General features: G+C 42.5%; 13 protein-coding genes and 1 tRNA gene. 6 read left to right on the top strand and 8 right to left on the bottom strand.

Features of this window, described 5'->3' with window-relative positions; genetic code table 11:
* Positions 1-36: 36 nt before the first annotated feature.
* The gene (locus tag H6G08_RS19050; RefSeq protein WP_190545736.1) at positions 37-2,709 is read right to left on the bottom strand and encodes a DEAD/DEAH box helicase; all 2,673 of its coding nucleotides are present in this window, start codon (positions 2,707-2,709) and stop codon (positions 37-39) included.
* A gap of 284 nt (positions 2,710-2,993) precedes the next feature.
* Positions 2,994-4,643, bottom strand: coding sequence for a hypothetical protein (locus H6G08_RS19045; RefSeq protein ID WP_190545734.1), 1,650 nt, complete (start codon positions 4,641-4,643; stop codon positions 2,994-2,996).
* Between the two features lie 351 nt (positions 4,644-4,994).
* On the opposite strand from H6G08_RS19045, the gene H6G08_RS19040 reads away from it, so the two are divergent.
* A complete protein-coding gene (locus tag H6G08_RS19040; protein WP_242046203.1) occupies positions 4,995-5,654 on the top strand; it encodes an esterase/lipase family protein in 660 nt (219 codons plus the stop codon).
* 480 nt (positions 5,655-6,134) lie between these two features.
* A complete protein-coding gene (locus tag H6G08_RS19035) occupies positions 6,135-6,764 on the top strand; it encodes a cytochrome b N-terminal domain-containing protein (protein WP_190545732.1) in 630 nt (209 codons plus the stop codon).
* Here H6G08_RS19035 and H6G08_RS19030 read toward each other — a convergent pair.
* Entirely contained in the window at positions 6,731-8,650 is a 1,920-nt protein-coding gene (locus H6G08_RS19030) for a cation:proton antiporter (RefSeq protein ID WP_190545730.1), read from the bottom strand. The two genes, H6G08_RS19035 and H6G08_RS19030, sit on opposite strands and share 34 nt — an antisense overlap.
* Positions 8,651-9,015: 365 nt before the next feature.
* Here H6G08_RS19030 and H6G08_RS19025 point away from each other — a divergent pair.
* Positions 9,016-9,088: transfer RNA gene (locus H6G08_RS19025), tRNA-Glu, on the top strand.
* Between the two features lie 250 nt (positions 9,089-9,338).
* On the opposite strand, the gene H6G08_RS19020 is transcribed toward H6G08_RS19025, so the two are convergent.
* The 3 genes from H6G08_RS19020 to H6G08_RS19010 form a co-directional block, all read right to left on the bottom strand.
* Entirely contained in the window at positions 9,339-9,902 is a 564-nt protein-coding gene (locus H6G08_RS19020) for an SRPBCC family protein (protein ID WP_190545728.1), read from the bottom strand.
* Positions 9,903-9,924: 22 nt separating this feature from the next.
* Entirely contained in the window at positions 9,925-11,958 is a 2,034-nt protein-coding gene (locus H6G08_RS19015; RefSeq protein ID WP_190545727.1) for a sensor histidine kinase, read from the bottom strand.
* 974 nt (positions 11,959-12,932) lie between these two features.
* Positions 12,933-13,268, bottom strand: coding sequence for a ribbon-helix-helix domain-containing protein (locus tag H6G08_RS19010; RefSeq protein WP_096606695.1), 336 nt, complete (start codon positions 13,266-13,268; stop codon positions 12,933-12,935).
* A gap of 83 nt (positions 13,269-13,351) precedes the next feature.
* Between H6G08_RS19010 and H6G08_RS19005 the strand changes: the two genes are divergently transcribed.
* From H6G08_RS19005 to H6G08_RS18995, 3 genes are all read left to right on the top strand, one after another.
* Positions 13,352-13,591, top strand: coding sequence for a hypothetical protein (locus H6G08_RS19005; protein ID WP_199322662.1), 240 nt, complete (start codon positions 13,352-13,354; stop codon positions 13,589-13,591).
* Between the two features lie 80 nt (positions 13,592-13,671).
* Positions 13,672-14,112: an HNH endonuclease gene (locus tag H6G08_RS19000; RefSeq protein WP_190545724.1), complete on the top strand. Its 441-nt coding sequence runs from the start codon at positions 13,672-13,674 to the stop codon at positions 14,110-14,112.
* Between the two features lie 16 nt (positions 14,113-14,128).
* Complete coding sequence (locus H6G08_RS18995) at positions 14,129-14,518, top strand: alr0857 family protein (protein ID WP_190545722.1); 390 nt, start codon at positions 14,129-14,131, stop codon at positions 14,516-14,518.
* Between the two features lie 25 nt (positions 14,519-14,543).
* Here H6G08_RS18995 and H6G08_RS18990 read toward each other — a convergent pair whose 3' ends face one another.
* Together H6G08_RS18990 and H6G08_RS18985 are read right to left on the bottom strand one after the other, a co-directional pair.
* The gene (locus H6G08_RS18990) at positions 14,544-15,413 is read right to left on the bottom strand and encodes a polysaccharide deacetylase family protein (protein WP_313942115.1); all 870 of its coding nucleotides are present in this window, start codon (positions 15,411-15,413) and stop codon (positions 14,544-14,546) included.
* Between the two features lie 213 nt (positions 15,414-15,626).
* Positions 15,627-16,826 carry an MFS transporter gene (locus H6G08_RS18985; protein ID WP_190545719.1) on the bottom strand — a complete coding sequence of 400 codons (1,200 nt, stop codon included), beginning with the start codon at positions 16,824-16,826 and terminating at the stop codon, positions 15,627-15,629.
* Positions 16,827-17,295 lie beyond the last annotated feature (469 nt).

Below are 17,295 nucleotides of genomic sequence, written 5' to 3'. Positions count from 1 at the left end.
TGCCCAAAAACTCCATCCCCTTGTGGGTGGAGTTTTTCATTCTACAACTTCATTTACAGGGAAGCGATCGATTAACTGGATGGCACGGTAAGCATTACGTAGCAGTGACTCTGGTAAATTAGGCACGTGAGGAATTTGAGATAATAAATCCAAAGTCCGGCGTAAAATTCTTACCACATCACCCTCATCTAATGTGGTATTTTCACATAGTTCCGTCCACTCAATGCCTAACGCCCATTGTTCTACCAAAGCAATTAACTCAAATTCTAACCAAATAGGCAGTGCCACATTATACCGCCGTTGCATTTGGAACATCTGGCGACGAATTCCCCGCAGTTTTGCCAAAGCATCCACAACTTGATTGCTCAAATCAAAACGAACTTTACTATCTGGACGAGGAGTTTCTGTTACCAAAGCCGCTACAGCAGCAGCTAAATGGTGCGGATCTAATTGGTTAAATTCACCGCTAGCGAGTACCAAACCCAGCCATAATTCATTTTCTCCGCGAATAGCCGCAGCAACTTGCCCTAAAGCTGTGGGGACTAAGTTATCTAAACAGCCAAAGTGCTGCAAAATTTCAATTAAATTGAGAAATTCTTCCCAGTGATGTTGGGATTGTTGCTCTACATGTTCTTGTAACAATTGTAATTCGGCTTCTAGTTCTACATAACGCGCCTTACGTTTGAACAGAGCGCCGACATTGCCCGATTTATAAATCGGATGGGCTTCTAATTGTTCTTGAACAGCCGTTACCCGACTCAGTTGTTCTGCTACCTCTGGCGGTAAATATAAAGACTCACCTGGTTCGGGGATTTGTTGGGCAATAATTGCTGTTTGGCGATCGCCTACCTGAATTTGTCCTGGTTTAAAAATTAGCTCTGGTGGTGGCAAAATCTCGCCTGGAATCTCAATTCTTGGCAATTCTGCATATAAATCAACAATATCCTCTGTCGCCGCAACATACCAGCGATTATCCTTGCCTAAGCATACTAAGCAGGTAGATTGCTCAGAACCCGAACTTTTACCCACCAATACGGCGGCAATTGGCGAAGAAACTGTAATATTTTTGCCTTTTAAACTCAGCAATGTCCCGGAAACCGCAAACCCTAGCATCATTCCTAATTGCTCTTGGCGGTCTTCCTGGGCTTGTTGTTGCAGAGTTTTTAAAATTTGCTTTTCTACTTTCAGGCGTTGGCGTAATTTTTCATACACCGCTAGTTCATTTTCATCAACGGCGGCGATTTGCTCCTCAAGTTGGGCTAATTCGGCTTGTAGTTCATCAATTTCTTCATAATTGGGTTTTAAATGCAGCGTCGCCATATACTGGCCAAAACTGCGTTCTATTAGCTCTCTAGTTTCCTCTAAGGTATGAGTTTGCAGGAGGTTAAGTACCATCCCGTAACTAGGAGTAAACTGGCTTACTAAGGGGTCTGGTTTAGATGTGGCTAAATATGCCGCTTCTTTCGCCCCTTCAAAAGGAGTTTGGACAGTGACCACATGACCTTGCAAATCCATACCTCGCCGCCCAGCCCGTCCAGCCATTTGCAGGAATTCGGAAGCGTTGAGTAGGCGGTGTCCGGTGTCGGTACGTTTGGAAAGGGTAGAGATCACAGTAGTGCGGGCGGGCATATTAATTCCCGCCGCTAGAGTCTCGGTGGCAAATACTACTTTAATTAGCCCCTGCTGAAATAATTCTTCTACTAGGACTTTCCAAGCTGGTAATATGCCGGCGTGGTGAGCTGCTATTCCCCGATATAGGGGCGCAATTTGTCCAGAACGCCCGGCTTCGGGATTGCGGGTTAAAAATTCATCGATTTGGCGGCGCAATATTTGAGATTCATCATTATTCACCAGCCAGATATCGCCTACTTCAGCCACAGCTTTATCACAACCCCGGCGGCTGAAAATAAAGTAAATGGCGGGTAACATATCCCGTTGCTGTAGGTGGTTCAAAGTATAAGTAAGACTGGGAGCCTCTGGCCTACCGCCTTTCCCTCTGTCTCCCTGTTTTCTTTTTCCCCGATTAGCAAGGCGGGGACTAATTTTAGTTTTAGTCTCGTTGAGGAGGGGAAACAGTCCTTTCGGGTTACAAAAATGAAATTCTAGGGGTACGGGACGAAAATCGGAGTAAATCAGGTCAGTGGGGCCGTGGACGCGATTTAGCCAATCGGTGAGTTGATCGCTGTTAGCAACGGTAGCGGAAAGGGCGACTAATTGCACTTCCCGGGGACAATAGATGATCGATTCTTCCCAAACTGTACCCCGTTGGCGATCGTTCATGTAGTGGCACTCATCTAGTACCACAGCTTCTACATTTACCAAAGAAATGCCAACTTGCCCTATGGGCGTGCCATAGAGCATATTGCGAAAAATTTCTGTGGTCATCACCAGAATTGGCGCATCCCTGTTAATGGAAGCATCTCCGGTGAGGAGTCCTACCTGTTCAAAACCAAATTTTTCGCGAAAGTCGCGTAATTTTTGATTTGACAGCGCTTTTAAAGGCGTAGTGTAAAATACCCGCTTTCCTCGCGCCAAAGCACGATAAATCGCGTATTCACCTACTAAAGTTTTGCCCGAACCTGTGGGCGCACAAACAACTACAGACCGACCGTCATTGAGAGAGGCGATCGCGTCTAATTGAAATTGATCCAGATTAAACGGAAAAATTGACCCAAGGTCAAGTTCTGGGGATGATGCGGGATAATTCACTCAATCACATTAGCAACCAGACTGTTTACTATATTAACGGCTATGTTGTCAACTTCGTCAAAAGTCAATGGTCAAAAGTCAATGGTCAATGGTCAATGGTCAATAGTTATTGGTCATGTGTTAGTTGCGTCTTTCCCTTGTCCTCCTTGTCCACGCCACTTGCTACAATACGGCTCCCCTCGACTAGGGCGTGTTTTCAAACTATAACTACAACAAAATCGAGGCGATCGTTAGCGATCGCATTTTTTTGAGGATACAAGGAGTTTGAAAACAGTCCCTAGCCCCTATTTACTAGAAGTTTCTCGTTCTTCTCTGAGTTGGCGCAACTGCTGGATGAGTTTTTTACCAGGTTCCACAGTGGGAGCTGGCTGGCTGGTGTTGTTCTCAGGTGCAGGTGATGGTTTAACTGTAGCGGCTGGTGTAGCTACAGGCTTAATTGTATTTACTAAATTGGGGAATGGCGAAGCTGTTACTGTTGGTGCAGCTACAGGCTTAATTCTATTAATTAATGAATTGGATTGAGGTTTGCCAGTTGTTTCTGGTGCAGGTGCAGGCTGATTATTATTGACTGGCAGATTTAACACTGGTTTGGGGCTTGTTCCCGTTGCCGGTGCAGGTTGATTGTTATTGACTGGCAGATTTAATACTGGTTTGGGGCTACTTCCCGTTGCCGGTGCAGGCTGATTATTGTTGACAGGCAGATTTAATACTGGTTTGGGGCTGATTCCTGTTGCAGGTACAGGCTGATTATTGTTGAGTGCGGGAGTTGATAAGGGTTTAATAGTGTCCGCCGATGCTGGCTGTTGAGTATTTCCACTGGCGGTATTATTACTATTTTTGAACTCTAAACTAAATGGGTAATGAGCGATTTGGCGATCGCGCTGTGGTGGATTCGCCTTAAAATACTCTTGTGCTTTGACTTGCAATGCACGATTGGAAGAGTCTTCAAATTTAATATCTAATACGCCTTCCGGCCCTACTACTAATCGCCCTAAAACCAAACCTTGTACATCAGGTTTATCTGTAGTAATGCTGTCACGAATCACACTTTTTTCTACAGCAGTGGGGTACTGTTGTTGAACTGTTTTTCTCAGGTCTTCGTAAGATTTTATCTGGGCGATCGCCTTTTCTGTTCCTGATGTAGATGTATTAGATCCTACACCTGTTGTCGCTGTAGCTAAATTATTTCCACTTGGTGTAGTGGTATTAATTCCAGCTAATAGCTGTCCGTTTTGAGAACCTGAAGCTGTATTATCGCCTGTTGGTGTATTTTGTGCCGTATTAATTGTATCTCCTGGTGTACCAGGCATGGAATTAATCGGTAATGGTGCAGGAGAAGTTGGTAAACCAGCAGGTAATTTTCCTGCGGGGAAAACTGGCAAGCCACTTCTTACTAAAGGCTGGGATTGTCCCAGGGCTATATCCTTGCTGCTATAACGCGCAATTGAAGAAGAGAATTTGTTTCTAGTATTCAGATCTGAGGTATCCAATCCCAAATCTTTTTTCGAGTATGTGCGTAAAGACTGCTGTTTCGGCAGGGGGGAAATAGGGTAATTAGTAGGTGATGAGGGGATAGGTTCCAACATCATCTGACTCGGATTCGGCGCAGGTGGTGCTGGTGGTAAAGCCGATAAATTAGTTTGTCCGCCAAAATTCAGCTGGGGAATTTGCGATTGTTGTAGCTGAACTGGAGATGGAGGAAGAGTTGTCGATGTTCCCGGAATTTCTGGTAGCCGTTTTTGATCGGCTTGGCTTAATTCCATCATGCCAATGGGTTTGGATGATGCGACTTCTTTGGTTTTATTGGAGTCTACAGGTACTAAAGGCACAATCAAGGCAATAGCACCGTGAATTCCCACAGATGCGATCGCGGCTATCCCAGTTGGTTGGGATAATACTTCTGGTAGATTTCTCAGTAGGGAGACGTAAGACATAGCAGTTACCGTTCACTCAGCTCAATTGCAGTTGACTATCAATAAATTATTTTTCAGGCTCTAAATTATTTATCCGGTTGTACTCTATTCGGTTACGGATGCTTTCCTCTAAAAATCATAGCTTTGTCTGTTGAGCACAAAACGGCTAAATTGCCATTTTTTTAAGTTTTATTTTTGTAATAAAGTAATATTGTAATTCAAAGTGGGCATTGCTGACTGAGCAACTAAAAAGCGATCGCGTCAAATTCTCATAAATTCTCTAGATTCTTGTCAAATCTTTAAATCAAGCAAATGCCTCTACCCACAGTTATTTTACCTGGATATTTAGAAAGCGCGTAGACGCAAAGCGGCTTGTCGTTAGACATCGCTTATCGCCAACTGGAACAATCTTTACAACAGTTGGGTTTTCCCGCAGTCACAGTTCCCTTGCGTCGTCGTGACTGGTTTGCCTTAATTGGCGGTAGGCCTGTAACGCCTATTGTCCAGCAACTTGATTTCACCGTTAAACAGATATTACAGCAATACAACTGTTCGCAAATCAACTTAATTGGTCATTCTGCAGGTGGTTGGATATCGCGAATTTATTTAGGCGAGCAACCTTACGGACGTAATCCACTTTCATCTTCTGTTTGGCAAGCTTACCCTTTAGTCGCCACTTTAATTACCTTGGGTACACCCCATATTAGCCAAGAACGCTGGACGCGCTGGAATTTAGACTTTGTTACCAACAATTACCCCGGAGCGTTTTATCAAAATATTCGTTACGTATGTGTCGCAGGTAAAACCATTTTTGGTCAAAGACGACGCGGTAGTTGGTTAGCTTACAGTAGTTATCAATTGACCTGCGGTCAAGGCAACACTTGGGGAGATGGCATCACACCTATTGTAGCTGCGCATCTTGAGGGTGCAGAAAATCTTGTGATTGAAGGCGTTAACCATTCGCCTAGAAGCCCTGGTATTTGGTACGGTTCGCCAGAGCCCTTAAAAATTTGGTCACAATATTTGGCTTAAGGGACTTCCAAATAAAAAAATATCCCAATCATTAACTTACCAAGCCCGCAACTCGTAGGGGCGGGGTTACCCATTGGTGTCAACTTAAGGTGAAAGCTATATAGGGCAGGCGTTGTGCAAAACCCTCTCGCCCTCATCCCCTAACCCCTTCTCCCCAAGGAGAGGGGGAATTGGATCTCTAGCTCCCCTCTCCCCAGGGGAGAGGGGCTGGGGGTGAGGGCGAAACCTTTTCACCAAGAGGGTTTCGCGTTAAGTTGACACCTATGGGGGTTACCCCACCCCTACAATTTGGGATAATTTATTTTCTGGAGTTCCCTAATTAATAATTCATGATTTTTGGCTCATGATTTTTGCCAATATAGGACTTTATCTATCACAAGCATAGGTATCATAGATTCTAATTCAATTAGATTTTTTAATATTTCTTAGTTAAAATCGTAATATTAATACATATTTACATCATGTAAAGAGGTGTCAGCCATGCAAAGTACCCAGTTCGATAGGATTTTGCGGCGACTAGCGACCATATTATCAGTCGTAATTTTGACCTTGTGCTTGATTGACCTCACTACGGAAGTTTTACTGTCTTTTTATTACGAACCAACAGCAGGTGGTGCTTATCGGTCATTGAAAACAATCGATACTACCGTAGCTTATGGATGGTTATTTCATAAAGCACATGAATTTGCTGGTAATAGTGTAATTGCGATCGCCTTAATTCAACTTGTAGTCATGTTTTTAGGTAGGCAATTCCGCAATAGTTGGTTAACTGCTTGGATTAGCGGAATTTTCTTTACCCTCAGCGCGATCGCTCTTGATTGGACAGCCATGCTTCTCGACTGGACTCAAGAAGGATACTGGCGGTTCATGATTGAGTTAGGAAGCATCGAAGCCATCCCTGTCATCGGCGGACAATTACGGAATATCCTGGTAGGCGGCGACGCAATTAATACCATCACAGTCCAGCACCTTTACGCTTTAAACAGCTATATTATTTCCCCCATTGCTTTATTGCTGGCGATCGTGCATTTATCTGCTTTACTGTGGCAAGAGAAAGAAATGTACGGCAACTTCAATCAACTTCCAGCAGCTTCACTAGTGGAAAGTTGAGCCAGCTTTGCTAAAGGAACCTCTTCTACCTCAGGTAAAGTTTCCAGTGGTAGACGAGTAGACTTACTTCCACCAGATAAACGTTTAAGAAGATTTGGTCTGGGGTCATGTAATAGGTAGATAATGCGATCGCCTACTTCCCATTCTTGATTAACAGGCATTACCTGTAAACGTTGTTCCCTTTCCAACAACAAAGGTACTAAAATCCCAGTCCGAATCTTTTCTTGGATATGATCCTGCTGACTTGTAAATTCCAACTCACTCAGCGTCGTTGTTCCCAACTTTACCCGCCCATCATTCAAATACTCATTCCAAGTTTTAATCGCCAAGTCTGAGACAAAAGCTTGATTAACTTTACTCGTTGCCGAATTATTAGCTTGTGGATCGCGCGGATAAACCGCTAATACGCGCGGCGGATTAAATTCCTCAGCCGCCCGTTGCGCCAAAACAAAATTTACCTCACCATTACTAGTCATCGCCAAAAAAGTGCCCATCGATGCTAATCCCGCCTCTTCTAACACATCGGTATCTAAGGCACTACTAGCAATTACGCGCAAATTCTGGGCTTCAGCTTGAGCAAAGCAATCTGGATCTGTATCAATCATCACTACATTTTCGCCCCGTTCTTGAAAGAATCGGGCAATTAACAGACTCAAAGGATTGCAACCGACAATTACCGCCCCAGTCGCCTGTTTTGAGGTAATTTGCAGCCACTTAGCAATCTGTCCGGCTGTCAGTCCTTGGCAAACAACAGTCATGATAATTGTCAAGAAAACCAGGGCTTTAATCGCATCACCCCCATTAATACCGCGTTGCGTCAAGGAAATGGCAAACAAAGACGCCACAGAAGCCGCCACAATTCCTCTAGGCGCAACCCAGCTTAAAAATAATTTCTGTCGCCAATTTAAGTCACTATTCCAGGTACATAACAGGATGTTAATCGGTCTAACGACAAACATCAGCACCAAAACCGTGAGTAAACTACCCCAACCTAAAGCAAACACGCTGGCGATAGATAAATCGGCTGCAAGTAAGATAAACAGTACAGAAACGCTAAGAATCGTTAATTGACCTTTAAAATGGCGTAAAAGTCGTTCCTCTGGTACCGAAGAGTTAGCAAATACAGCCCCAGCCACAACCGTTGTCATTACGCCCGACTCACTGCGAATAGTCTGCGCTAAGGTAAACAGACCCCAAAGTATAGCCAGTACCACCAAATTTTTCAGTTCAAACGACAGAAAATTAGCTCGTTTGAAAATCAAACTCATTAAATAACCACCAGCTGCGCCAATAGTTCCACCTACAGCCAGACGCATCAGCAAACCGATGATGGCATTTAACGGGTCTGCATCGCCGTTTAAAATCGTATCCAAGACCACGAAAGCCAAAATTGCCCCCACTGGGTCAATTAATACCCCTTCGCCTTCTAATAGGGTAGCTACTTGGCGATCGACATTGATTTGTTTCAGCAGGGGATTAATGACTGTGGGGCCTGTAACCACAATTATCGAGGCGTAGAGAAACGCAATATTCCAGGGAAACTCTCCCAACCAGTGAGCCGCCATACTTCCACCTAGCAGCGTCACCAGAGTTCCTAAAGTAACGAGCAATTGTAAACTGACAGAAACCCTACCCAACTCACGCAAATCTAGGTTTAGCCCACCCTCAAACAAAATTATTGCCGTTGCGAGAGCGACAATCACTTCCAAACCCGTACCCAGCAAATGCGGGTGCAATAGACCTACACCATCAGACCCCAGCAAAATGCCCAACAACAGCAATAATACAATGCTGGGTACCCGGAGATAGGCCGCCAGGACTTGGGCGCTAATACCTGCAAAAACAGCAGTCACCATCTGTAAGGTGATTTCAAAAGATGCTTCCATGTTGTAGATTTTGAGCGATAAATATCAAAATCTTTTGTAAAGAAGAGTAAATATTACCTCTAAAGGGTACAACATCACACCCTTTTTCGTGATTAAAATCAAATTTTTTTCCATACTTAGTTTCTTATAATACTATATTTTCATTTGGTTGGCAAAAAGGACGGTAGGGCATGGGGCATAGTGCATGGGGCAGGGGGCAGGGGGCAAGGGGGACAAGGAGGACAAGGAGGACAAAGGGGACTAATGACCAATGACTAATGACCAATGACTAATGACTAATGACCAATGACTAAAAATTTTTTTTGTAGAGACTGTTGACAACCTCTGGAAAATTAGTTAATTTATAAAAGGCTTGAGTCCGACGCGCCCCCATCGTCTAGAGGCCTAGGACACCTCCCTTTCACGGAGGTAACGGGGATTCGAATTCCCCTGGGGGTATTAAAAATAAAAGTGAACTGCAATAAGTAGTTTTACTTGTGGTCTAATATCTAAAATTTGAAACCTATCCTAAGTTTTTGATGTGTACTTAGGATAGGTTTTTAGCATTCACCTTGATTGAGGGGACATCCAATTTTTTAAATACCCAATAAATTTGTAGTGCGAGCATCTTGCTCGCTTTTGAACACCAGTGAGCAAGATGCTCACACTACGACATATGGGTAATTTATTTTTTGTAAGTCCCGATCGGCTACTGACTAGCTATTTGCTGGACACGTTGGTAAATAGCTACAAGATTTAACCGCAGATCTTTGCTGAGGCGATTTTCGATAATTGCGATAGGCATAGTGAGCTTAGGCCAAACTTGAATTGTGTAGCAGAGATTTGTACCTGTAATCTCACCGTTGGTATAAGGCTCTAAGCACCAACTACCAGAAAAGCCTTTAAAATCTCCTTCTACCATGCAGAATTTGATTTCTTGCAGGAATGATTCTTGCAAATCAAGCACTACACGGGCACAAAAGTTAAAGTTGAGTAAGCGTTGGGAACCTACTTGTTCGAGACGAATACCACCATCAGGATGATTTAACAGACAACTTTTAGCCAAATTAGGAATGAAATCGGCTAAAGCTTCGTAATCGGTCAACACTTTCCAGATTTGCTCTACTGGATGGGGTATGTGGATTTTGGCGGTGATTTGTCGTTGTCTATCGGCGATTTTTTCAATTTGGATATCTACAGATGGCGCAACACCTGTATCAAGGGTCAAATTGGGTTCTAGGCTGGTTTCGTCACTAGCGGTGTCTAAATTCATGTCCGCTTGAGTTTTAGGTTGTTCAATCACTTTCAGAATATAGTTTACTTTCGTCAGCGAACTGGGGTAGGGTCAAGGTAAAACAAATTTTGCTCAGATCGGAATCTGCAATTTGTGTACTCTCAACGGCAATTGTCCCATTTAAATGCTGCACAAGGGATTTGGCTAAAGCTAAACCTAAACCAGTCCCAGGAGTCCAGCGTCCTTTACCACGACGGAATTTGTCAAATATATAAGTCGCTTCTTCAGACGAAATTCCCCGTCCTGTATTAGTCACTTTAATAATAACTTGATCTACCAGTTGGTTAACTTGGTGATTGGCTTGTAATTCGACAATGGTGTCATGCTCTGAGTATTTACAAGCATTAGTCAACAACTCTTGGAGAATGCGGTCAAAACTTTCGATTTCCGTTTGCAGTTTTAAGGAATCTTTTGGTAAATCGAGAGTAATGTTGAGTGATTTCTCTGCTAGTTTTGTCTCGAAGGAAGCTGCTAAATCTTGAACTCTCGTATTTAAATCAATATTTTTAAATAGTGGAGTTGCTTGTTTTGACTCTAGTTTTTGGAGTGTGAGCAAGTCATTAATTAAGTTGATTTCTTTGCTACATTCCTGCTCTAAAATATCGAGATAGCGATTTTGTCGATCGGCGGTGATTCCTGGCAAGCGTAGATTTTTAATTGACATCATCATGTTTGTCAATGGATAGCGCAAGCGATCGCTCATATTGCTCAAAAATTCATCTTTGAGTTCGTTGAGTTCTCGCAATTGCTCTACATATTGCCTTGTGCGTTCGTGCAATTTCGCTTGTAGTTCCAGGCTGCTTTGGAGTTTGGCTGTGCGCTCATCGACTAAATTTTGGACTTGTCGCAATGTCTGTGACTGAATAATCGCATTGCTGACTTGAGCACAAACCATTTCTACCAGATTTAATTCTGCTGCTTGCCAAGTACGCGCTGCTGCTTGCTGTAATACCAGAAATCCTAAGATTCTACCTTGACTTTCTAATGGCATTAACAGCATTGCTGGATATTGCTCAAATGCAAACTGTGGCGCGGCTGCTACAATATCTTTTTGTTGTGCATAGTCATTTATGACTATCGGTTTTACGGAGTCAGCGAAGATGTGTTGGCATAAGCCACACTCAGCAATCACAAATGATTGGTCATTTAAAATATCTGATGTACTGCTAGAAAGATTTTGAATATCCTTAGTCCACTGTCTGACTATGGTGGCTTTAGCGTTAGGAATTTGTTTTTTCGTGCGATTGCGGAACAGGGGATCTGTATACTTCAACATAATAAACAGGGCCCGATCTGCCTGTAGCGATTCTGCTGCTGAAGCGATCGCTAATTGCAGCATTTGATTTAACTCTAAATTGCTGCGGCTAAGTACAGTTAATTGCTTGATCAGGTTTTGATATTGATCGTTTTTTTGCAAATACTGCTGTTGATCGGCGATCAACTGTGATTGTGCGACTTGCGCCACGGCGATCGCGCAAGATGACTCAATGCTTTTGAGCAGTTCTTGTTCTGATTGAGTCCAATTATGGGGATGAAATTTAATTAAGCTAATTACCCCATTATTTTTACCGCGAAAGCGGGTAGGAATTGCCAAAACTGCTTTAATTGGCAATGGTAAAGATTGACAACCATTTTCCAGGCTTTTTTGGATAGTGGAAATGTCCTCAATATTTAAAGGTTCAGGCGCACATTGAACTACATTCAGTTCCATGAGCAACTGTTCTGTAGAGAATATTTCCTCTGACTGCGGTAACCCTAGATATTCTTCATGACACCAATAAGCACTAGTAGATTCAGTAGATGGCTCGCTCATCACTGTCACTAAGCAGCAATCTACCCCAAAGGTAGTTCCCAGGAGTTTCGCCAGTTCTTGCAGCATTAACATCGTCGCTGGTTTGGTAGCGATGAGTTGATTAATCTGTTTTAACAACTGGTGGGCTGTTTCTTCCGGATGCTGCATCAGCTTGACTGGGTATGATTGTAGTCGATCTACGTCATCTGGGCACTGTGGTGGCGATGATAAACGCTTTTTCATTCCTGGTACGCTCTTGGATAACGACCCCATTTTTTTGCACCCAACCTCGTTGGCTTACTTAGTTATTCACCTTTTTTTATGTTTGGTGCACCCTGATGAATTGCAAATCTTTAATGAAGACTTCTCTCACCTGTTATAGCCCCTTTCTATGGCAGATGACTAAGTATTTGGTATATTAAACGATTTTTTACACAAGTAATCAGATATCTAAGGATATACTAGAACACCTTTGCCAGATTGTGTTTAACTCGCTCAGGTTCGGTTAATTTACTAACTTGGACATAGAATATCCTGTCTGTAACTATACATAAACCGTAATTTCTCTGGAATTGAAGCCAAAAGTCTGGCAGTGTCCCCCGTGTTAACACGGAGAACTGGCGGGGGAATCATTATATTTTTTTCACAATTCCTGTTCTCAGTAAACTAACCCTCTATGGGTCTGTTTAAGGCTAAAATCCGATTTAGGCAGAGCTTGACAAACAATGTAGATACCTACTTGATTTTAAAAGCCAAGTATAGATGGGTATTGTTGCTTCACTCCTATGCTGAATAATCATTTACTTAATATGCTGATGATTTCGATATGTCAAGTGATGTCAAACCCCCAGGGGGTAAAATAACTATTTTTCTCATCGCTTAACGATCGCGATCGCCCTCGATAAATCAATTCAAAATTCAAAATTCAAAATTCAAAATTAAAGACAGCCACCCACATGGGGGAAACAGTCTCCGTCGCGACCGCGACTTGAGAGAACTGGCGTTGGAGTTTCTACCTACCTTGCGAAACAAGGATTTTTTCGCCCACTAAGGGCGAGCTTTTAAACCTAACTTTTTCCGATCAATTTCCTGATTACTTAATAGATGTCTCACAAGTTTGATATAAGATTTATTTATAGTTTAGATAAAATTCAATGCTGAATGCAGCTTAGTTTTCCGAATCAGTAATAACTAGGCTGCATTCAGATGTAGAAAAACTAGCCAGCCAAACTGTCGATGCTTAGAGGAACCATATCGCCATTTCTTGTTAGTCCTAAAAGCATCGGCTGTTGTGGTTGAATGACTTGACCTGTGAGTACACAACGTTCTTCTTGTTGCGCCGTGGCTGCTATGCTCGCTCGGATATCAGTACGGGAAAATCGCGGTTTCCACTCACCGGATTTTTGCTGCACATAATTCCAGAGAATATCTCGAATTAAGGCTTGATATCCCTGATTTCCAGCAATATCTTTGAGTTTCTCTTTGAGTTCGCGTTCTAGACGGATGCTGGTAACTTCCATATCGGTGGTTGGGGTGCGAGCGATTGTATGCATGACTTTTTCTCCTTTAAGGTATGGACAGGATAGTAATACAAGTGTAGTATGTTTAAAGGAATGTTCAATAGGTGAAATTTTCTGTGAAATCCATTTTCCCCATCTCTACTTCTTTAGGTGCTACCAACTGCCGATCCAGTCGGGAATCAGCACTGTTGGGAGTGGAGTATTTTTTTATGGGTAATGGTGGCTACAAGTATGAGCAATTCACAGACGGTAATTATGATTTGAGAGATATCAGCATTGATGGGCTGAGTGCAAAACCACAACTAGACATAAGAAGCGGGAGGTACAGGCGCAAGAGTCATACTGTACCGATATAGACCAGAAAACTTTAAGGTCAATTTCCTACCCCCGCTTCCAAGAAACAAGAAGCGGGGGTTTTTTCATAAGGAGTCAAGCTGTGACGATCGCAATGCAAGTGTTAGAGCAATATGTAGTGGTAATTCGTGAAAATTACTTACCACTGTTTCCGGTCAATATCAAGCCATCAAAACAATTGAATTTGGCGGTAGCAGGCGGATTGATATTAGACGCGCTAAAACACATTGGTTTAAAAATTGCAGCTGGTGGACGTAAGGGTAAAGTTTCTCCCAATAGGCGAGAAATGTTGCGGCCAGACAATAACAGTTGCCAATATGGCGATAGTAACCAAAATCTAACACTAGAGCATGTAAGTTTGCGATCGCCTGGTGCTTCTTATATAGGGAATAACTACCGCAACAGAAATCGCCGGATAACAGAGGCTGGTATGCGACTGCGTAGCCAACTCCAGCCGATTATCCCGCCAACGATTTTTGTCTACAAACAGTTCTGGATCAATTTGCAAGCAAACCTGGAATAACAGGAGAGCAGAAGGAATGCTGAAATTAACTTACACCGAAAGGAGCTTTTATTTAGAGTGCTTGAGTCTCTCGCTGGAAGAATGGGTAACACAGCGAGTGATTTTAGCCTTACGAGTCGGTCAATCTCTTTGTGTTGAACCCAGTACAGCTTCCTTTTTGCTTCCTGTTGATTTACCAGGAGTAGAAAGGCTCAAATCTGAGGTAAAACGCAATGACAGTGAGATTATGGCACTGTCTACCTGTGATAGCGAATATTTAGAAGTCACCTTACAGGGTTCTTGGCTATCCAATGGTTCGGAGGAGGCTGTAGGCGTATTCGTTACCACCATGAGCGATCGCACCGAGTTCTTCTTGCAGAAAATTTGGCAAGAAGCGCAAGCTTGCGCCTCAGCAATGAGTGAATAAGGGATAGTTGACAGTTGACGGTTGACTATTGACTGTTGACTATTGACTGTTGAATTTGTAAGAGTTCGGGAACTGTGACAAATCTATAGCCTTGCTGTTTGAGTCTGGTAATGATTTCTGGTAAGGCTTGCACAGTTCTTGTGCGATCGCCTCCGCCATCGTGCATCAATACTATAGATCCTGGTTTGGCATCTCTTAAGACATTCTTGACGAATACTTGAGATTTAGCGCGCGGATCGGTATCAGCAGAAGTTTGCGACCACATAATTACTGCATAATTTTGGCTTTTGGCATAAGCTGCTAATCCATTATTTAAAACGCCTCCAGGAGGACGAAACAAACTTGTTTTGACTCCTGTAGTTTTATATATCAATTCATTGGTGCGTTCAATTTCACTTTTAGCTGTGGCTAAATCCATACGGCGATACCAATGATGCCAAGTATGATTACCAATAGCGTGTCCTTCAGCTACGACTCGTTTAGCAATTTCAGGATTAGCTTGTATAGCTTGTCCTACCCAAAAAAATGTGGCTTTCACATCATTTTGTTTGAGAATATCTAGCATTTGGATTGTTGTCTTTGGCCAGGGGCCATCATCAATGCTCAAAGCAATAACTTTCTCATTATTTTGAGGTTGGACATGATAAACAGTTTTTCCCTGAAAGGTTGGCGGAACTGTAAAATTTAGGTTTTTTACTTTATTTGGTGCTTGGGATTGGCTATTAATTTGACTAGTTAAGTTTTCTTGGGAAACTGGAACGGAATTAACTTTAGTTGGTAGCTGGTGAGTTTTTAATTGTGGGGTAATACCCGCAGTCAAACTACAAGCTGTTACGGAAAGAGCGATCGCGAATACAGTAATTATCTTGTGTTGCTGGTGGTGATTGTCTGTCACATCAGGTGCCCAAAAACTCACACCATCATAAGCGGAGTGGGGGTTAGGGGCTAGGGGCTAGGGACTTCCAAATAAAAAATATTCCAATCATTACTTACCAAATCCGCAACTCATAGGGGCGGGGTAACCCCGCCCCTACAATTTGGCATAATTTATTTTTTGGAGTTCCCTTAGACAAATGACAAATGACTAATGACAAATGACCAATATCTTTTAACCTCTAGTACATGTGAGATATCTAAAGACAAAAAATATCAAAATTGCAAATCCAACGCCTGTATAAAATACGCTATTTATCCCACCAATACTAAAAGCAATACCCATTAAAACAGGCCCTAATGTTTGCCCTAAGCCAAAAAATGTGCCATTTACTGATAGTATTGTCGCGAGATATTCTTTTGGGGCTAAATCTGCTAATAGTGTTTGGATACTAGGAAAACCTAGCCCTAAACCGATACCAAAAATTGTGGTGGGAATTAATAAAAACCAAATACTGGGCATGAAGGGAACAATAGCAAGAGCTAGGGCATATAAAATAAACGATATTTGAATTAAATTTGTTGCGGGATATATTCTCGCTAATCTGCCTAATTGAGAAGATGAGATGATAATAGCGACAGAAACACTAGAAAGTAGAATGCCAATGACAGATGCTGGAGCTTTAAAAGTATCGTTAATTAATTGGGGAAAGTAAGTAACGTAGGCTCCGTAAAGCAGAACGAAGTTTGCTGCACTAGCGATAAATAATCCAAATAATCGGCGATTTTTGAGAATTTTAGCAGCATTTGTTAAATATTCTTGGAGATTGCGATCGCCTTTTGGTTCTGGATTCTTTAGCCCCAAAAATACAATTAATCCAATAGGAATGGCTACAATTGGCAACAGAAACGGATAAAACCAACCTAATGTTGCTAATGCTCCGCCAATTGTGGGATAACTAGCTGTACCTATACTGCTCACACTGGCATTGTAACCCATTGCCGTCATACGTCTTGCCCCTGTGTATAAATCACCGATTAAGGTGGTACTCAAAGACAGCAATGGCGCAGCACCAATTCCTTGTAATAATCGCAAAAATAGCAATAAATTAAAGTCACGCACTAAACCGCAAGCTGTACCTGCGATACCAAATAAAATCAAAGCTGGGACAATAATTTTTTTTCTGCCAATTCTATCAGCAAGTACACCAATAACTGGCCCTAAAACTAGAGCAGGTAATGTAAATGCTGTGACTAATAAACCTAAATTTTGCGGTTGAATCTTTAAGGCTTTAGCTAAACTGGGAAAAGCTGGAGTGACACTACTTACTCCCAGTACTGCAATTAAACTAATGGCGCAAACTATTTGAAAATTTAGTTCTAAATAAACAGGTTTTTGAGGTTCTAACTGCCTGATTTCATCTTCAGAATTCATGGTAATTGCACTGATAATTAGGATTTATATAGTAATCAGCTTTGATTCGGTGAAATCATTTGCGTAGGAAGGGAACAGGGAACAGGGAACAGGGAACAGGTAAGAAGGAATAAAAGTGTACTGAGTTTTTTGAGAAATCAAATATGAGTCCGATATCAATTGAAAATTCAAAATTCGTCTGAGAAAGTTTGCAATAAAATTAGGAAACCGTCAAACGCACTAGCTCAATTTTCGGGAGCATCCCAATTTTGACGCAATACCCTAGAAGGGTATTGCTATACCAACAAAGCCTGCCTTCGCAGGCTAAAAGTTTGATAGGCTGCGAAGGCAGGCTTCGTATTTCTAGCCCCACCCTTATAGGGCTTGTCATTACCAACATCTTTTAAAGTGATTGGGTAATCAAATCAGCAGCCCAACACATATCCTGTAATCGCAACCAGCCTCGCCATAAGGTCTGCCAACCGGGCAG

Source organism: Calothrix anomala FACHB-343, from assembly GCF_014696435.1.
GTDB classification, from domain to species: domain Bacteria; phylum Cyanobacteriota; class Cyanobacteriia; order Cyanobacteriales; family Nostocaceae; genus Aulosira; species Aulosira anomala_A.
The sequence above is the reverse complement of the archived record's forward strand: the minus strand, read 5'-3'. Positions and strand labels throughout refer to the sequence as shown.